Source organism: uncultured Altererythrobacter sp., from assembly GCF_913057185.1.
Classification (GTDB): Bacteria; Pseudomonadota; Alphaproteobacteria; order Sphingomonadales; family Sphingomonadaceae; genus Erythrobacter; species Erythrobacter rubellus.
Map to the genome: position 1 here is coordinate 820,637 of NZ_CAJXNK010000001.1, position 16,588 is coordinate 837,224.

Annotated in this window: 22 protein-coding genes and 1 pseudogene; 13 read left to right on the forward strand and 10 right to left on the reverse strand. The window is 56.2% G+C overall.

The window, feature by feature from the left end:
* Together QZ487_RS04090 and QZ487_RS04095 are read right to left on the reverse strand one after the other, a co-directional pair.
* Entirely contained in the window at positions 1–738 is a 738-nt protein-coding gene (locus QZ487_RS04090; RefSeq protein WP_296023425.1) for an ABC transporter ATP-binding protein, read from the reverse strand.
* Positions 735–1,871: an ABC transporter permease gene (locus QZ487_RS04095; protein ID WP_296023426.1), complete on the reverse strand. Its 1,137-nt coding sequence runs from the start codon at positions 1,869–1,871 to the stop codon at positions 735–737. The genes QZ487_RS04090 and QZ487_RS04095 overlap by 4 nt, the downstream gene beginning before the upstream one ends.
* 92 nt (positions 1,872–1,963) lie before the next feature.
* On the opposite strand from QZ487_RS04095, the gene QZ487_RS04100 reads away from it, so the two are divergent.
* The gene (locus QZ487_RS04100) at positions 1,964–2,635 is read left to right on the forward strand and encodes a TetR/AcrR family transcriptional regulator (RefSeq protein WP_296023427.1); all 672 of its coding nucleotides are present in this window, start codon (positions 1,964–1,966) and stop codon (positions 2,633–2,635) included.
* Positions 2,636–2,719: 84 nt separating this feature from the next.
* Positions 2,720–4,693 carry an ATP-dependent zinc metalloprotease FtsH gene (gene ftsH, locus QZ487_RS04105; protein ID WP_296023429.1) on the forward strand — a complete coding sequence of 658 codons (1,974 nt, stop codon included), beginning with the start codon at positions 2,720–2,722 and terminating at the stop codon, positions 4,691–4,693.
* 67 nt (positions 4,694–4,760) lie between these two features.
* Here the strand turns inward: ftsH and QZ487_RS04110 are convergent, their stop codons facing one another.
* Together QZ487_RS04110 and rpoZ are read right to left on the reverse strand one after the other, a co-directional pair.
* A complete protein-coding gene (locus QZ487_RS04110) occupies positions 4,761–5,039 on the reverse strand; it encodes a hypothetical protein (RefSeq protein ID WP_367114429.1) in 279 nt (92 codons plus the stop codon).
* 110 nt (positions 5,040–5,149) lie between these two features.
* Positions 5,150–5,494, reverse strand: coding sequence for a DNA-directed RNA polymerase subunit omega (gene rpoZ, locus QZ487_RS04115; protein ID WP_285976507.1), 345 nt, complete (start codon positions 5,492–5,494; stop codon positions 5,150–5,152).
* Positions 5,495–5,603: 109 nt separating this feature from the next.
* Between rpoZ and QZ487_RS04120 the strand changes: the two genes are divergently transcribed.
* Complete coding sequence (locus tag QZ487_RS04120; protein ID WP_296023430.1) at positions 5,604–6,797, forward strand: phosphatidylserine/phosphatidylglycerophosphate/cardiolipin synthase family protein; 1,194 nt, start codon at positions 5,604–5,606, stop codon at positions 6,795–6,797.
* A 6-nt stretch (positions 6,798–6,803) separates the two neighbouring features.
* Here QZ487_RS04120 and QZ487_RS04125 read toward each other — a convergent pair whose 3' ends face one another.
* Complete coding sequence (locus QZ487_RS04125) at positions 6,804–8,312, reverse strand: replicative DNA helicase (protein WP_296023431.1); 1,509 nt, start codon at positions 8,310–8,312, stop codon at positions 6,804–6,806.
* A 149-nt stretch (positions 8,313–8,461) separates the two neighbouring features.
* On the opposite strand from QZ487_RS04125, the gene QZ487_RS04130 reads away from it, so the two are divergent.
* Genes QZ487_RS04130 through QZ487_RS04140 form a run of 3 tightly spaced genes read left to right on the forward strand, consistent with a single transcriptional unit; the run spans position 8,462 to position 10,113 of the window.
* Positions 8,462–8,968 (forward strand): UPF0262 family protein, encoded by a 507-nt coding sequence (locus tag QZ487_RS04130; protein WP_285976510.1) that lies wholly within the window; start codon positions 8,462–8,464, stop codon positions 8,966–8,968.
* A gap of 1 nt (position 8,969) precedes the next feature.
* A complete protein-coding gene (locus QZ487_RS04135; RefSeq protein WP_296023435.1) occupies positions 8,970–9,677 on the forward strand; it encodes a glycoside hydrolase family 25 protein in 708 nt (235 codons plus the stop codon).
* 13 nt (positions 9,678–9,690) lie between these two features.
* A complete protein-coding gene (locus tag QZ487_RS04140) occupies positions 9,691–10,113 on the forward strand; it encodes a cytidine deaminase (protein ID WP_285976512.1) in 423 nt (140 codons plus the stop codon).
* A 4-nt stretch (positions 10,114–10,117) separates the two neighbouring features.
* Here QZ487_RS04140 and QZ487_RS04145 read toward each other — a convergent pair whose 3' ends face one another.
* From QZ487_RS04145 to QZ487_RS04155, 3 genes are read right to left on the reverse strand one after another with little or no spacing between them, the layout of a single operon-like run.
* Positions 10,118–10,243 carry a DUF4197 family protein gene (locus QZ487_RS04145; protein WP_296023438.1) on the reverse strand — a complete coding sequence of 42 codons (126 nt, stop codon included), beginning with the start codon at positions 10,241–10,243 and terminating at the stop codon, positions 10,118–10,120.
* 3 nt (positions 10,244–10,246) lie between these two features.
* Positions 10,247–11,383, reverse strand: a complete 1,137-nt coding sequence (locus QZ487_RS04150) for a M14-type cytosolic carboxypeptidase (RefSeq protein ID WP_296023439.1) — start codon at positions 11,381–11,383, stop codon at positions 10,247–10,249.
* Positions 11,380–12,000 carry a DUF4136 domain-containing protein gene (locus QZ487_RS04155; protein WP_296023441.1) on the reverse strand — a complete coding sequence of 207 codons (621 nt, stop codon included), beginning with the start codon at positions 11,998–12,000 and terminating at the stop codon, positions 11,380–11,382. Before QZ487_RS04155 ends, QZ487_RS04150 begins: the two co-directional genes overlap by 4 nt.
* A 138-nt stretch (positions 12,001–12,138) precedes the next feature.
* Here QZ487_RS04155 and galE point away from each other — a divergent pair, with 138 nt between their 5' ends.
* The 3 genes from galE to QZ487_RS04170 all read left to right on the forward strand — a co-directional run bounded on the left by galE (position 12,139) and on the right by QZ487_RS04170 (position 14,076).
* Positions 12,139–13,146, forward strand: coding sequence for a UDP-glucose 4-epimerase GalE (gene galE, locus QZ487_RS04160; RefSeq protein ID WP_296023442.1), 1,008 nt, complete (start codon positions 12,139–12,141; stop codon positions 13,144–13,146).
* A gap of 94 nt (positions 13,147–13,240) precedes the next feature.
* Complete coding sequence (gene ykgO / locus QZ487_RS04165) at positions 13,241–13,366, forward strand: type B 50S ribosomal protein L36 (RefSeq protein WP_006833921.1); 126 nt, start codon at positions 13,241–13,243, stop codon at positions 13,364–13,366.
* Positions 13,367–13,476: 110 nt separating this feature from the next.
* A complete protein-coding gene (locus QZ487_RS04170; protein WP_285976517.1) occupies positions 13,477–14,076 on the forward strand; it encodes an HAD-IA family hydrolase in 600 nt (199 codons plus the stop codon).
* Positions 14,077–14,167: 91 nt separating this feature from the next.
* On the opposite strand, the gene QZ487_RS04175 is transcribed toward QZ487_RS04170, so the two are convergent.
* On the reverse strand, positions 14,168–14,512 hold the full coding sequence (locus tag QZ487_RS04175; protein WP_285976518.1) for a hypothetical protein: 345 nt from the start codon (positions 14,510–14,512) through the stop codon (positions 14,168–14,170).
* Between the two features lie 167 nt (positions 14,513–14,679).
* Here QZ487_RS04175 and QZ487_RS04180 point away from each other — a divergent pair, with 167 nt between their 5' ends.
* Entirely contained in the window at positions 14,680–15,231 is a 552-nt protein-coding gene (locus QZ487_RS04180) for a helix-turn-helix domain-containing protein (RefSeq protein WP_296023445.1), read from the forward strand.
* Positions 15,232–15,272: 41 nt separating this feature from the next.
* Here QZ487_RS04180 and QZ487_RS04185 read toward each other — a convergent pair.
* Positions 15,273–15,575, reverse strand: a pseudogene (locus QZ487_RS04185) (magnesium chelatase domain-containing protein); the annotation flags it as partial.
* A 222-nt stretch (positions 15,576–15,797) separates the two neighbouring features.
* Between QZ487_RS04185 and rpmH the strand changes: the two are divergent.
* From rpmH to yidD, 3 genes are read left to right on the forward strand one after another with little or no spacing between them, the layout of a single operon-like run.
* Positions 15,798–15,932: a 50S ribosomal protein L34 gene (gene rpmH / locus QZ487_RS04190; protein WP_067602413.1), complete on the forward strand. Its 135-nt coding sequence runs from the start codon at positions 15,798–15,800 to the stop codon at positions 15,930–15,932.
* Positions 15,933–15,964: 32 nt separating this feature from the next.
* Entirely contained in the window at positions 15,965–16,336 is a 372-nt protein-coding gene (gene rnpA, locus QZ487_RS04195) for a ribonuclease P protein component (RefSeq protein WP_285976520.1), read from the forward strand.
* Positions 16,333–16,542: a membrane protein insertion efficiency factor YidD gene (gene yidD / locus QZ487_RS04200; protein ID WP_296023447.1), complete on the forward strand. Its 210-nt coding sequence runs from the start codon at positions 16,333–16,335 to the stop codon at positions 16,540–16,542. Before rnpA ends, yidD begins: the two co-directional genes overlap by 4 nt.
* The last annotated feature ends 46 nt before the right edge of the window (positions 16,543–16,588 follow it).

Genomic DNA, 16,588 nt, shown 5'->3' on the forward strand with positions numbered 1-16,588 from the left:
TCAGTGGTCCTTCGGCATCTCTGTGCCGTCATGGGTTATGCGTCCGTCCTCCAGAACGAGGATGCGGTCAGCGAGGTCAAAAATTCGGTTGTCATGTGTGACGATGATGCAGGCCCGGTCTTCTGAGACCGCCACTTCGCGCAGCAAGTCCATGACGCGCCGCCCTGATGTGGCATCAAGCGCAGCGGTCGGTTCATCGCACACAACCAGACGCGGTTCGTGCACAAGCGCACGGGCAATCGCGACGCGCTGTTGTTGCCCGCCAGAGAGCTGGTTGGGAAGCTTTCCCGCCTGATCGCCAATGTTCAGTTTTTCCAGCATCGCGACCGCTTTTTCACGCGCTTTATGGCGATCCTCGCCACGTGCAATCAACGGAACAGCCGCGTTGGATGCGGCATCGATCGATGGGATCAGATTGTATTGCTGGAAAATGAAGCCGATATTGTCGAGCCTGAAGTTGACGAGTTTGGTGTCCTCCAGATCGTAAATCTCAGTTCCGAACACGCGAACATCGCCTTCGGTCGGATAGAGAATGCCGCACATGATCGAGATCAGCGTGGTCTTGCCCGAACCGCTCTCGCCGACAAGGTAAGTCATCTTGCCTGGTTCGATATCGACATCGATATTGTGCAACACGCGTTGCGTTTGCTGACCGGTTTGGAAATCGCGCGAGATATTGCGCGCGCAGATCGCGGCATTCGGGTCACAGCCCCCGATGGCTCTGGTATCAATCATCATCTGAACACCGCCGCTGGTTCTGTTTTGAGGACGCTGCGCAGGCTGAGCCAGCCTGTGATCGCAAGGATAATCACGACCGCTACCATGCTGATCAACGGAATTTGCCAGGGAATATAGAAACCTTTGAAGAACGGGTTTCCGCTGAAGGACCACATGAACCAGACTGTGCCGAGCACGCCCAAAGCGTAGCCAATGAAACCAACCAGTGACGCTTGCGCTACAACCATCCGCCGGATCTTGGCATTGGTCACACCGATCGCCTTCAGCGCGCCAAATTGCTTGATATTGTCGCGGATGAACAGGCTGAATGTTAGGCCGACAATCGCTACACCCACCACGAATCCCAAAATAACCGTGATCCCGAAATTGGTAGGGATGCCGGTGTTCTGAATGATGAAGTTGACACCCGCTCTGGCAAATTCCTCACGGGTTTCGGCTTTGAGGCCTGTCTGGGCCTCGATACGCTGAGCGACCGCTTCGGGTGTCTCGCCTTCGGTGATGCCCACCAGGACGAAGCTCATGCGGTTGCGGGTGCCCGGGACGAAATTCAGCGCCCGACTATATTTGGTATAAAGAACCGCGGTGCTGGTGAAGGCCGGGATCGTATCGGCCATACCCAGTATGACCGCGCGTTGGTCATTGAGCTCCAACCGCTCGTCCACGGGATCAAAGCCGGCCCCGAACATGTTGATGGTGCCGCCATCATCAATAATCACGGCGTCGGGTTCTGAAAGAACACTTCGCGATCCTTTGAACAGGCTCTTGGGCAAACCGATCAGCGTAGTATCGTCCACGCCGATGATCGCCACTTGTTCAAGGTCACCTTCCCGCGTTCGCACTGAAGCAACCGAGCGAAGATGCGGAACTGCCCATTCGACGCCGGGAACTGCTCGCACCTGATCCAAGGCAGTGGCAGGCATGGCGTAATTTACGTCGGTCGTGCGGCTGACCGGGTCCATCACCCAGACTTGCGCATTTGGTTCATTATACACGCCGCTGGCGCCACGCTCGATAAGATTGACGAATATCGTCAGCTGTTGGGTGATCAGCAGGGTAGAGAAGGCGATACCGAACAAAAGACCATAGAATTTGGTCTTGTCACCGGTGAGCATGCGGATAGCGATCCACAGCATGGGAGGAACCTTTGCGACTAGGTGGGGTTGCCGAATGTGCGAAACAACACCATTATTGAACGGTAACGTTTAATTGAACGGAGGCATTTAGCTTGTCAACTGACAAAGAGCCAGCGAGTTCCGTGTGCGCAGATATTACTGCGCCGAAGGGGCGTGGGCGCCCGGCCGATCTTGCCAAGCGCGAAGCGATGGTTGCCGCAGCGGCACGGAGCTTTTTCGATATCGGGTATGAAGCAACTTCAATCGAACAGATCGCGGCAGACGCCGGGGTTTCAAAGGTTACGGTTTACAACCACTTTGGCGACAAACGCTCTCTATTCGGTGCGGCTGTTGAGCATGAATGTGAACGCCTGCGCGGCCTATTTGCGATAGACCTGAATTCTGCGGGGTCTTTGGCTCAGCGATTGACCTTGATTGGTGCCGGGATGAGCGAGTTTCTTGCCCGTCCCGAACTGGTCAGGTTTGACCGGCGCGTAGCCGCCGAAACGGAGCGAGATCCCGAAATTGGAAGAGCGTTTCTGAATGCCGGGCCCTACCGGATGAAAGGGGCCTTCACAGCTTTGCTCGAGAGCCTGGTCGGTTCAGGAGAGCTTGATATTGACGATTGCTCCATCGCTGCGGAACAATTCGTTTCGATGGTCAAAGGGATGGGCGATCTTGAGCGTCGTTTCGGTATGGATCTCGACGAAGAGGTCGACCACGCGCGCCTGGAGAACGCTGTAAAAGTTTTCTTGCGTGCCTATGCAACCAAAGGTGCCAGCTAACCGTATCAAATCAATGAGGCGCGGTTATCTTGCCATTCACCTGTGCGCGCCTACATTAGGCGGCACGAAAGGAATCTTTGTCCGATGAGCGACCAGAACGATCCACGCGACTCGAACGGCGGCCAAGGCCCTGAGAGGCCGAACCCGATGATCAAGACTTTGATGATCTGGGGCGGCATATTCATGGCGCTTCTGCTGACTGTTTCGATGTTCAGCAACACTGGCCAAACGGCGGGAACGGCAATCGCATACTCGGAATTTCGTGAGAAAGTTGCCGAGGGGACAGTCAAGGAAGTTCAGGTCGCGCCGGATCGCATTACCGGTGTGATGAAGAACAATGAGACTTTCAGCACGATTCCCGTGGCGAATGATCCCGGTTTGACAGCTCTATTGGATGACAATGGCGTAAAATATTCCGGGGCAGAAAAGCAGGAGATGGGCATTTTCGCTTATATCCTGATCAATTCGCTGCCTTTCCTGTTGATCCTCGGCATTGCGATCTTCGCTTTGAGGCAAGTGCAAAAAGGCGGCGGCGGCGGAGCCATGGGCTTCGGCAAATCCAAAGCCAAGATGCTGACAGAGCGGCAGGGGCGGGTCACGTTTGACGATGTTGCCGGCATTGATGAAGCGCGTGAAGAGCTCGAAGAAATCGTCGAATTTCTGAAGGATCCACAGCGTTTCTCCAAGCTTGGCGGTCAAATCCCGAAAGGCGCGCTACTGGTCGGTTCCCCTGGTACCGGTAAGACCCTGCTGGCCCGCGCGATCGCAGGCGAAGCAGGCGTTCCTTTCTTCACCATTTCAGGTTCAGACTTCGTAGAAATGTTTGTTGGCGTCGGCGCGAGCCGCGTGCGCGACATGTTCGAGCAGGCGAAGAAGAACGCGCCATGTATCCTCTTCATTGACGAAATTGATGCGGTCGGCCGCTCGCGTGGCCATGGCCTTGGCAACTCGAACGATGAGCGCGAGCAAACGCTGAACCAACTGCTGGTCGAGATGGATGGTTTTGAAGCCAATGAAGGCATCATTATCATTGCCGCAACCAACCGTCCCGATGTCCTGGACCCCGCATTGCTGCGTCCGGGCCGTTTTGACCGTCAGGTTGTTGTGCCCATTCCGGACATCGATGGCCGCGAAAAGATTCTCGGCGTGCACATGAAGAAAGTACCGCTGGCTCCCGATGTGAACCCCCGCACAATTGCGCGCGGTACGCCGGGCTTCTCAGGCGCAGACCTTGCAAACCTCGTCAATGAAGCGGCTCTATTGGCTGCGCGACGCAACAAGCGACTTGTTGCGATGCAGGAGTTTGAAGACGCCAAAGACAAGGTCATGATGGGCACAGAGCGCCGCTCTATGGTCATGACTGATGAGGAAAAGAAGATGACGGCCTATCATGAGGCTGGCCATGCTTTGGTCAGCATCAATGAGCCGGCATCTGACCCGATTCACAAGGCGACGATTATTCCGCGCGGCCGCGCGCTGGGCATGGTGATGCGCCTGCCGGAACGGGACAATTACTCATACCATCGCGACAAGATGCACGCGAACCTGGCGGTTGCCATGGGTGGACGCGTGGCTGAAGAAATCATCTTCGGGCACGACAAGGTTTCGTCCGGCGCCTCTGGCGACATCCAGTATGCGACTGATCTGGCGCGCAATATGGTCACTAAATGGGGAATGTCGGACAAGCTTGGTCCGCTCCAGTACGAGCAAAGCCAGGAAGGCTATCTTGGTATGGGGCAGACCGCGCGCACGATGTCCGGCGAAGAGACCAACAAGATGATCGACGCAGAGATCAAGGAATTGGTCGAAGGCGGGTTAAAGCGGGCGACTGAAATACTGACAAGTCAGGAAGACAAGTTGCACCTGCTTGCGCAAGCTATGCTCGAATACGAAACGCTGACCGGTGAAGAGATCGATCAGCTGATGAAGAACGGCAAGATTGATCGTCCCGATCACCCTTCCGGCCCGACACCTGTTGCGCCGACTTCCGGATCTACAGTTCCGAAGGCCGGCAAGAAGTTCGGTGGCGAAGGTGGTGCAGCACCTCAGGGGGCATAGCACCCTACCCGCCGTTCAATTGAATTATCTAAAGGCGCTCGGAGCAATCCGGGCGCCTTTTTCTAATTCAAAATGCACCAAGCAGCAGTAGAACCTGGAAGAACAGCAGCAGGATCATGAGTATGAAAACGTGCAGCAGGTCATGGAAAAATGCTCCTATCGTGCGGCGCAAGTGCGCCTTCTGGCCACATTCTTGGCAATGCTTGCCGGTCAGCTCTGTACCGCAATTGAGGCATGCCCCTTCGGCAAAGTGGCCTTTCTCAATTGGCGTGCCTTCCCTCGATATAGCTCTAGCGAGCAGTCTGCCTTCAGCCGCTGTTCCTAACGCTTCGGTAATGTCGCTCATCAGTCCCCTGCCTGCATTTCGAACGCGGGAACAATGATAAGCAGGTTTCGCGCAAACAAAAAGGCCGCCCGTTGCGGGGCGGCCTCTTCGTAACCAGAGTAGCTGAAAAATCAGCCGTCGAAATCGGTCGCAATCGAATTGGTCCGCGTCGGCGCGGAGGCCGTGATACGCATCGCCTCAGCCGACTGGCTCAACGAACCGATATCATCGGCCTCGTCTTCGTCATCAGGCAAAATCTTCTGCAGATTGGTCACAATCGCTTCATGCAGTTCTTTCGGCTTGATGGTCTGCTCGGCGATTTCGCGCAGAGCAACAACGGGGTTCTTGTCCCGGTCGCGATCAATGGTCATTTCTGCACCGCCGGAAATCTCGCGGGCGCGCTGGGCAGCCAGCAAAACGAGATCGAAACGGTTCGGAACCTTGTCTACGCAATCTTCAACGGTAACGCGTGCCATGAAGGCCTCTCATGCAAATAGGTTTGCGGGGAAGCGCGCCAGATAGTTTGCGCGGCGCATTGAGTCAAGAAATTGCACAAACGGCCCGCCTTTGGCTAAAGTGAACGCAATGACCGAACCTGGCGGAACACTGACCAATCCTGATCCCGAGGTTGATTACCGCGATCTGCCGGGTTTCGCGGTACAAGCCAAAGGCCATGACTTGCGTTTCATGTTGTCAGGGCAAGAGCGGCTGGACGGGCTCATTGCGCTGATCGACAGTGCCACGACTTCGCTCAAAATGTGTTTCTACATGTTTCAGGCGGATCACTCGGGCACGATAGTGCGGGGCGCATTGATCCGGGCCGCGCAGCGCGGTGTGCAGGTGCATCTGATTATCGATGCCTTCGGCAGCGATGCTCCGCAAAGTTTCATGGATCCGATCATTCGTGCCGGCGGAAAGGTTAGCGTGTTCCAGTCGCGCTGGAATGTGCGCTACCTTATTCGCAATCATCAGAAATTCGTGATCGCCGATGATGAACGGGTTATCACTGGTGGTTTCAATGTCTCTGACCATTACTTCGCGACTCCGAAGGAAAACGGCTGGTGTGATCTGGGCGTCGCGCTTGAAGGAGCGGCCGTCGGCCGATTTGTCGAATGGTTTGCCGAACTGGAAAAATGGGTCGGCAATGGAGGCTCCCAATTCTTTGCAATCCGCCGCATGGTACGCGATTGGCATGAAGACGGGGGCGATGTGGAGCTCCTGCTCGGTGGCCCATCGAAGATCACTAGTGCGTGGGCAAGAATCGTGAAGCAGGATCTGGCCCAGGCGGAGCGTCTCAATCTGGTCATGGCCTATTTCTCTCCTCCGCGGAGCATCAGGCGATTGATCCGCATGGTCTCGCGCAAAGGGAAGGCGCGGCTGATAACCGCGGGCAAGTCTGACAACACGACCACGATTGGCGCATCGCGCGCACTTTACGGAGCGCTGCTGCGCGACAATGTCGAGATCTATGAGTTCGACGCCAGCAAACTGCATATGAAATTACTGGTGGTTGATGATGTTACCTATTTCGGCAGCGCGAACTTTGACCTGCGTTCAATCCGTCTCAACCTCGAGCTGATGGTGCGCGTGAAAGATGCCGGACTTGCTGCGAAGATGCGCGAGGTTATCGAGCATATGACCAAGGGTTCCGTGCCGATCACTCAGGAATGGCATGGCGAGCGCGGCAGCTTGATCAATCGTATCCGTTGGCGATTGTCGTGGTTTCTGGTCTCAGTGCTCGACTACACAGTCGCGCGCAGGCTCAATCTTGGGTTGTAAGCTGGCTTAGCCTTCACCCCAGTCCGAATAATCGCGGATGTTGGGCGAAGTGAACTTTGTGATCTCGGCCTGGAAATGCAGCGGCACATTACCGGTTGAGCCGTGACGCTGCTTCGCGACAATCAAAGTGGCTCGGCCTACCAGCTCCTCATGCTTTTCTTCCCATTGGCGATATTTTTGCTTCGCGTCTTCGGAAGAGCTACCATCGGGCGTGTCCGGCTTTAACGAGAGGTGGTAATAGTCACCGCGATAGATGAACCACACCATATCGGCGTCTTGCTCGATTGAACCGGATTCGCGCAGGTCCGAAAGCTGCGGGCGCTTGTCCTCGCGTTGCTCAACCGCACGGCTGAGCTGCGATAGTGCAATCACTGGCACGCTCAGCTCTTTCGCAAGCGTTTTCAAACCCCGGCTGATTTCAGAGATTTCATTGACCCGGTTGTCATTCGCGCGGCCAGAGCCTTGCAGCAGCTGGAGGTAGTCGACCACAATCAGGCCAATATCGTGTTTGCGCTTCATCCGGCGCGCGCGGGTACGCAGCGCGGCAATTGTCAGCGCGGGGGTATCGTCGATGTATAAAGGAAGTTCCGCCAATCGCTGACTGGCAAAGGAAAGTTTCTGGAACTCGTCACGCGTCAACTTGCCGCTGCGCAGCGATTCAGAGCTGATCTCTGCCTGCTCGGCCAGAATACGCGTCGCGAGCTGATCCGCGCTCATCTCCAAACTGAAAAACGCCACGGGTGCGCCATATTGGAATTCGCCGCCGTCGCTTTGCCATTTCAAATGCTCTTCTGCGCAATTGAAAGCGATATTGGTCGCCAGCGATGTTTTGCCCATGCCCGGCCGACCAGCGAGGATCACAAGATCCGAATTGTGAAGGCCCGAGGTTTTCCGATCGATCACTTCCAGGCCGGTTGTCTTGCCTGACAGGCCGCCGCCCGAATTCATCGCGGCTTCGGCCATCTTGATGGCTTCCATCGCGGCCTTGCGGAAGCTGGAAGCCTCGTTGCCCGTCGCCGCGCCTTCAGTAACCTTGTATAGCTGGGCTTCTGCTTCTGCCACGCGCTCCATCGGCGCGACATCGTCGCTGGTGTCGAGCGCGCCTTCTACCAGCCCGCGCCCGACGCTGACTAGTTCGCGTAGCAATGCGAGATCATAGATCTGCTGCGCTAACTCGCCTGCCGCCAGCAATCCCAATCCGTCTTGCGTCAGCCCGGCGAGATAGGTCGTTCCGCCCAGCTCCCTGAGTGCCTCGTCAGCCTCGAAATAGGGCTTGAGTGTGACAGGGCTCGCGGTCGCATTGCGCTCAAGCAGCTTGAGAATGCGCTCGTAAATCCGTTCGTGCAGCGGCTCGAAGAAATGGTCTGGGCGTAATGGAGCTTGCAATTCCTCGATCACGCGGTTGTCGATCAGAACTGCGCCGAGGAAGGCGGCCTCCGCTTCAATGTTTGCGGGGAGGCGGGCAGATTTTGTTGCATTGGCTCCTGGCCGCTCAAGAATATCGCTGGTCGACATGCATGTTCATTGCGCGCTGGCAGGGTTAGAAGGCAAGAGGCAATGATGCAGATTGATTGCAAAATTGGCGCACAGCCTTGTGGATAGCGTGGATGGATTGTCGAAATGCTTGAAACTTATGCGCTGCATCTGCGAAGGCGATATCCGTCATGACCGCCAAGCCATCCGATTCCTCTGCCGACTACCGCATCGCGCATGTCGCTCTCGATGAAGAGACGATTATCTGGCGCAATGCAGATATCGAACAAGAGCGCCGTGTGGCGATTTATGATCTCATTGAAGAGAACAGTTTCAAGCCCATCCGCAGTGCCCAGCGCGGCGCATCCGGACCTTTCCGATTGCAGCTGTCGGTGCAGGACGGTCGCTTGCTGATGGAAATCCGTGACGAGGCGGAGGAGATGCTGGAGACACTGCTGTTTGGTCTGGCGCGTTTTCGGCGGCCGATCCGCGAATACTTTGCGATTTGCGACAGTTATTACCAAGCGATCCGCAAAGCCACGCCTGGTGAGATCGAGACGATCGATATGGCGCGCCGCGGAATTCATGACCAGGCAGCCGAGCTGTTGCTGGAGCGGCTTGATGGCAAGATCGAGACTGATTTTCCAACTGCGCGACGGCTCTTCACGCTGATCTGCGTATTGCACATCAAGGGTTAGGATGGACCGCAAGCGCAAGCCTTTGCAGCATCGATGGTGGGTCCGGCTTCTCGCGCTTGGCCTTCTGGGACTAGCGGGTTTCGCCATCTGGTATTGGTGGGATATCCAGCATTTCGCACCAGACGAGGCGACATTTTCCGAACAAGGCATCTCCGTCGGTGAGCGTCATGGCCATGTGGGTTTCGATACGGCACGGGCTTTGGGTGCTAGCTTTGCCTATCTGGAAGCCAGTGCGGGAACGAGCCAAAGGGACGCACAATTCGCCGCAAATCTGGCCTCCGCCCGGCGCGCAGGGCTTTTGTCCGGCGGTGTGCACCGGTTTGATCCCTGCAGCGGTGCAGACGGGCAATCGGCCAACTTTGTCACAATGGTACCGCGCGATCCCGATCTTTTGCCGCCTGCCATTGCGCTTGAATGGGTAGCCGACGACTGCGAGACACCCGTCAGCGACGCGGCGTTGGAAAGCGAGCTTCTGACGTTCATCAATCAGGTTGAAATGCATTCGGGCAAACCCGTGATCCTGCGCATCTCCGAAGAGTTCGAAGCCCGTTATGGATTGGCTGGCCGGATTGAGCGCGATTTGTGGCTGGTCCGCGACCGGTTTCAGCCGCGCTATGCCGGGCGCCCCTGGTTGCTATGGACAGCCAATACCGCGCGCCGCAGCGAGATTTCAGATGTGCCGGTAGAATGGGTTGTGGTCCAGCCGTGAAGGAAAGCGCACTATGAGTGAAGACAATAATCGCGACAGCCTGATCGCTGCGGCGAAACGGGCGCTGGAGAATTCCTATTCGCCCTATTCCAAGTTTCGCGTTGGAGCGGCGCTGCGTTTTGCGGATGGCACCGTGGTGACAGGGACCAATATCGAGAATGCCAGCTATGGCCTGACGCTATGTGCGGAAACCGTCGCAATCGTGAAGGCAATGGATGATGGTCATCGCGGCGGCTTGGACGAAATAGCGGTCATCGGCGATACCGATGCGCCTGTAACCCCCTGCGGGCGGTGCAGGCAGGTCTTGAACGAGTTGGCCGAGTTGGGGGCAACCGATCCGATAGTTTACTGCGCGGGTTCAGATGATGTGGTCGAGACCCGACTATCCGAGCTGCTTCCGCGGGCATTTGGCCCCGCAAGCCTGTCTGACGATTGATCTATCAAAAGAGGTCGCCAAGCGCCTTTCTAACATTGCCTAGTGGATTGTCGCGAAATTTGCGTTCTTCGCGGCCCATATAGGCAAAGATGCCGTCGAACGCCTCATCGGTCACGCTGGCGTGAGTCAACGCTCAGCCTTTGCGGTCCAACCACTCTAGAAGCGCGGCCATGCATTCACGTCCCAGAAGTTTGCAGCGTTCGGGGCTCCAGCCTTGTTCGGGTTCAGGCGCGTCAGCCAGATCCTTGTATGGCATTTCCAGCGTCATCGCGGTGGCTTTGAACCGGTGCGCGACTTGTGTTGTGCACATCGACAAATTGGCTTTGCCGGGTGCAGCCTTGGGATAGCCCAACTTGGTCTGGAAATCGGGCGTGCGCCGATCGAGGATCGCTTGATAGCTGTTGTATCCCTCCAGATGATCCTCGGTCAGATTGGGAATGCCTTCGTAACCAGCCAGGAAGACCGCGGGAATGGCTTCATCGCCATGCACATCGATCGCGAAATCGACACCGGTTTCGTCCATATGATTGCGGATTGCGAGGACTTCAGGCGAGCTTTGCGCAGTCGGCTCGTGCCATTCGCGGTTGAGATTTACGCCCAGCGCGTTTGTGCGCAAATGACCGCGGCGTGATCCGTCGGGATTGCAATTCGGTACAATATGGAAGCGGCAGCGTTTTCGTAGTGCAAGCGCCACCGGATCGGTCGGATCGGTCAGACATTCCAGCGCCCCTTCCATCCACCATTCGGCTTGCGTTTCGCCGGGATGCTGGCGCGCGGTCAACCAAACTTCGGCTTGCCCTTCACCCATCCTCAGGCAATCAATTGGCTGGCCATCAAGTGTCGCACCCAGACGGAGGTATTCTACGCCTTCGCACGCAGCTGCTTCCGCTACCAGATCATAGTGCCGCTCCATCGAGTAGGGCGCGAAATAGGCAAACCACGCTAGATTGCTGGCAGGTGTATAGCTGATTGTTAGCGTGCCGTTGTCTTCGTCCTTGTCGAAATTGCTCGAAGCCCGCGCCCAATATTCGCGGTCTTCCGATACACATGCGTCGTAATCCGGCCAGCCACCGGTGTAGGCAGAATTGTTGAGATTGGTGATCTTGAGCGTCAGAGCTTCACCTGCTGCGCCTGCTATGCGGAAGTGAAACCACTGTGCGAATTCACTCATATTATCCGGCCGGATCGCAAGCTTCGCGCATGCGCCATCAATCGAAAGGACTTCGATATTCCCGCTGTCGAATGCGGCGTCGATAGATATGTTGGTCACTCAGAAGCCTTTACTTTTACGGTTTCACCATTGTTGCCGGGGAATTCGCTGAAGAGCGCTTCAGCGAGGACCGTCGCGCTTTGCGCGGGGCTGACGAATTCAGACTTGGGCGAGGCTGTGAATTGCGCACGGCCTTCCCAGATGGTTTGATTGGTTTCTTTGTTACGGATCATGACACGCATTTCGTGGCCAATGCGTTCGTTCGAACCTCCACCGCGGAGGTTGATGCCGATACCCAGGCCAACGCCCGAACCATAGGATCCGGTCGAGCCGCCCAAACCAACACTGACTGGACCACGCTTGCCGCCATCTTCGCCAATTCGAAAACTGTCCGCACTGACCTGGGCAACAAACATTGCCTGATCGGCGCTTTCTTCACTGTAACCCAGCCGAGACAGCTCTTGCGCCACGGCAGATTTGTATGGCGACAGCTCAGGCGCATTTTTCTCTGCGCCCGGCGCAATCGCGATGAAGACCGTTCGAGTTTCCGTAACAGGTAGCGCTGCTGCATCATGGAAGCGAGTGACCTCTACCGGACTGGGGGCCGGGATCGACGCGCACGCAGCCAATCCTGCAAGGGCCAGAGCGACAAAAGAATTGCGAACCATTTGAGCCATAGTGCTCTCCTTTGTTGCAGCTTGTAGCTGCCTCACTATCCTCATGCCAGCCTTCGGTGTTGCGCCTAGCGTGCGAATCTGAGCGAGGTGTTATAATTTGCTAGTGCTTCCGGTGATCGAGTTGCTAACGGCTATGGAATGACAGTCCCACGCAAAGTCCCCGTATTAGTGACCGGCGGTGCCGGATACATTGGCAGCCATGCTGTGCTCGCTTTGCTCGATGCCGGCTGGAACGTGGCCGTCCTTGATGATCTGTCAACCGGATTTCGCTTCGCAATCCCGGGCGGTGTGCCGCTGTACGAAGGCGATATCGTAGATGCCGAATTGCTCGCACACATTGTCGCAGAGCAAGGTTCCAAGGCGATCATGCATTTTGCTGGTTCGATCATCGTTCCTGAATCAGTCGAAAACCCGCTTAAATATTACGACAACAACACTTCGAAGAGCCGCACTCTGATCGAGAATGCGTTGCAGCAGGGGGTTGACCATATCCTGTTTAGTTCAACCGCGACCGTCTATGGCGAGCCCGAGGTCAAACCGCTGACAGAGGATGACCCGCTAATGCCGGTCAATCCATATGGCATGAGTAAATTGATGACTGAGCGCATCCTCAACGATGTCAGCAAGGCCCATCCGATAAACCATTGCGTTTTACGCTATTTTAATGTTTGCGGAGCCGATCCGCAGGGGCGCAGTGGCCAGTCAACCGAAGGCGCCACCCACTTGATTAAAGTTGCGGTCGAAGCAGTGCTGGGCAAGCGCGACCATGTGGCTGTTTTTGGCGATGACTATCCGACCCCGGATGGAACCGGCTTGAGGGATTACATCCACGTCAGCGATCTGGCGTCGGCACATGTCCTGGCTTTGGAGGCATTGATTGCAGAACCTGACCGCTCTTTGACTATGAATGTCGGATACGGTCGCGGCTTTTCAGTCCTCGAAGTTCTTGATGCTGTCGACCGGGTTGCACAGACCAAAATCGAACGCCGGCAATTGCCGCGCCGGGTAGGAGATGTCCCTGCGCTCGTTTCCGACCCCGCGCGCGTACGAGCGACCATTCCCTGGACGCCCAAGTATGACAATCTGGATACTATCATCGAACATGCTTTGGCGTGGGAACGAAAGCTTTCGCAATTGGGGGGTTAAGCTTGACCCGAATCTGTTCGCACGCTAACGGGCGCCCAACGAACAGGCCGCGTCGGGGGCATCTCCGGCGCGTTTACTTTTGGAATTTTGAACCATGAAGATCCGTAACAGCCTCAAGTCGCTGAAAAGCCGTCACCGCGATTGCCGTGTTATTCGCCGCCGCGGACGGACTTATGTCATCAACAAGACCAATCGTCGCTTCAAGGCTCGTCAGGGCTAGTTTGCGATAGCTGGCCGGTTGCCTAACGGTGATCGAGCAACATCATCGGCCCGCCTCCAAGCCGGAGTGCGGGCCGTTGCTGTTTGGGGAGCAATGAATTGAGAAAACAGGTGGAAGCGGTCGTCTTCGATGTAGGTCGGGTGATTGTGCAATGGGATCTGCGGCACCTGTTCGGGCAGTTGATTAACGATCAGCAAGAGCTGGACTGGTTCTGCGAGAATGTTGTGACCGAAGATTGGCACTTCGAGCATGATGCAGGGCGTCCGTTGGCAGAGATGGTGCCAGAGCGTAAGGCGCAATTTCCCCACCATGCCCATTTGATCGATGCCTATGCCAACCGGTTTCTCGACACGATTCCGGGACCTGTGCCTGGGACGGCAGATTTGATTCGGCGGTTGGCAGCGCGCGATGTGCCGCTATTCGCGATCACCAATTTCGGCGCAGAGTTTTGGCAGCAATTCCGCCCGACTGAGCCGGTGCTTGATCATTTCCGCGACATCGTTGTGTCCGGCGAAGAGAGGTTGGTGAAACCTGATGCAGCGATCTTCCATTTGGCCGAGCAACGCTTTGGGACAGATGCAGGCGCAATGCTGTTCATTGATGACAATCCCGCCAATATCGCGTCAGCGAATGCGCTTGGCTGGCAAACGCATCATTTTGCTGATGCAGCCCTGCTTGAGGAAGATTTGGCCAGCCGCGGGCTGATCTAGCAGGCAAAAAGAAACCCCCGGCCTTGGGGGAGGCCGAGGGTTTGGAGAATGCCGGTTCTTGGAGAGGGTCCGGCAGGGGATGGGGAGCTGCTTATTCGCCGTTGCAGCGAGCCAGCTTGTCTTCGGCCAGGGTCTCGCCCTTGGCGGTAAAGCTCACTACTTCGCCGAACTCGCGCTGCAAGCCACGGCAAATCCGCAGCGGGCTTGAATTGCCTTTGGCAGCGCGGCACGTGGTGCCCTCGCAGAACCAGGCAACGCCACCAGCCACAGTGCGGCTTTCACTGGCCGGGGCAGCCAGTTCAGCTACATAATATGGGCCGTCATTGGCCGCCAAGGCCGGAGCCGGTGAAGTGAGCGCGCCAAATGTTACGCCTGTATAGGCCAGAGCAAGGGCGAGAATACCGAGACGATTTGAACGATTGAGAGAGAGGGTCATCGTCGCTTCCTTTATTTGTGTTCAATTTTCTGCGATCAGGTTTCGAATCAAAACCAGTAGCGAATCACTACTTATGTTATTAGGTTTCAGGTTGCAACTAAAAACTTATATCTTTTTGCGGCATCGGCAAAACCGCGCTAGATAGGTTTCGGGAAGAGGGCTGATCTATGGGCGAATTGAGAGAACCACTAAGCGAGCTGCTGAAATGTGGTCTGCCACAAGCGCTTGAAGTAATGGGGGAACGTTGGTCCTTCATGATCCTGCGAGCGAGCTTTAACGGCCTTCATCATTTCGAAGAATTCCTGAGCGAGCTTGGGATCGCCCGCAACATTCTTTCGAGCCGACTCGCCAAGCTGGTTAAACATGGGATTCTGAAGCGCGAACCTTGCGCGGATGATCGCCGCAAGATCGAATATCGTCTGACAGAAAAAGGTTTCGACTTGCTGCCGGCAATGCTTGCCCTGCGTCAATGGGGCCAGAAATACGGCGCCGAGTTTGAAGAGAACCCGGTTCTGGTCGATGAACGGGACCGGTTGCCTATAGGCCCGGTTTCGATTCTGGCGCATGATGGGCGTACCTTAACGTATGAGGACTTATGGTTCACAATGCGGCAGAATGTCGGCAAGCGTCCGGACCATCCAGACTTCATTGCGCTGGAGCGTATGACCTCTGGCTCTGTGACTAATTTGCAAGAGACCCGTAAGGGCGCGGCCAGCTAGTCGCACTATCACCACTGCGCTGGGTCAATCGCCAATAGCTCCGCCAGTTGCTCTGCATCGGTCACGCCCATCGCCGCGAGTAACGCAAGCGCAATGGGCAAATCATAATGTGATCCGTCCTTGGGAAGGTCTGCGGGCGAAAGATTTATGGTGATTCGCTTTGGCGGCAGCGCAAGCCCCATGGCGGAAAGTGCGGACTGAACCCTTTCGCGGCTTTCGCTCACTGCCTTGTCCGGCAGGCCCATAATCATGAAGCGGAGGAGGCCGGGCGCAACTTGACATTGCACTTCTACATTACGTGCTTCGAGGCCCAAATAGGCAACGGTATTTACAAGAGCGACCAATTACATGCCCCCAATACTTGAATTCGATAAAGTAGTGGATGGATTTTATATTGTTGTCGAGGGTTGTGGGCCGGACGCGCGATGCATACCGCTATGCAGCATATATCTTGACTCATCGCAGACCATCGCCTAACCGCGCGCCATGTTTCCGGTCGCCCCGATCAGGCGGCCCTTTTTATTGGTGCTCGGAACGGGCAGCAGATTTTTGAATTCGAGGACGATATGAAGCGGACTTTTCAGCCCAGCAATCTCGTACGTGCCCGCCGTCACGGCTTCTTCGCACGTAAAGCAACCACCGGTGGCCGCAAGGTCCTGCGCGCGCGTCGCAAGCGTGGTCGCAAGAACCTTTGTGCGTAAGCGCATCGACTAACACTCAGAAAATCGCGGTGATGCGTCGCCGCGCCGATTTTCTTTCTGCGAACCGGGGCCTGCGCGTAGCACGCCCCGGTTTCGTGCTTTTGGCTCAGCCCAATGGCGGCAAGGGCAAGCGTTACGGCATTACAGTCACAAAGAAGGTCGGCAATGCCGTGGTACGCAACCGGATCAAGCGGCGCTTTCGCGAATTGCTTTGGGCGGCTCTTCCCGACAAAGGCCTGCCCGATCACGACCATGTGCTGATCGCGCGCGATGGCGCGATTGAGCGGGACTTCACCCAATTGACCGAAGAGCTGAACGATGCGCTGGAACGGGCAAGGGCCGGCAAAGGCGATCCACCGCGGCGTCGCGCACGCAGGGCCAATCGCAAGGATCAGCGCAAATGAAGCATGTTTTCATATTTATCGCACGGGCCTGGCAATGGGGCCCAAGCCGGATATTGCCGCCGACTTGCCGCTACGCTCCATCATGCAGCGAGTACACTATTCAAGCGCTTAGCAAATATGGTGCGATCAAGGGTGGATGGTTGGCAACAAAGCGGCTAATGCGCTGCCATCCTTGGGGCGGGCATGGGTATGATCCAGTACCCTAGAACGCGCCACTGTAATACCTATATAAGACGCCATTGATTTTCAGAC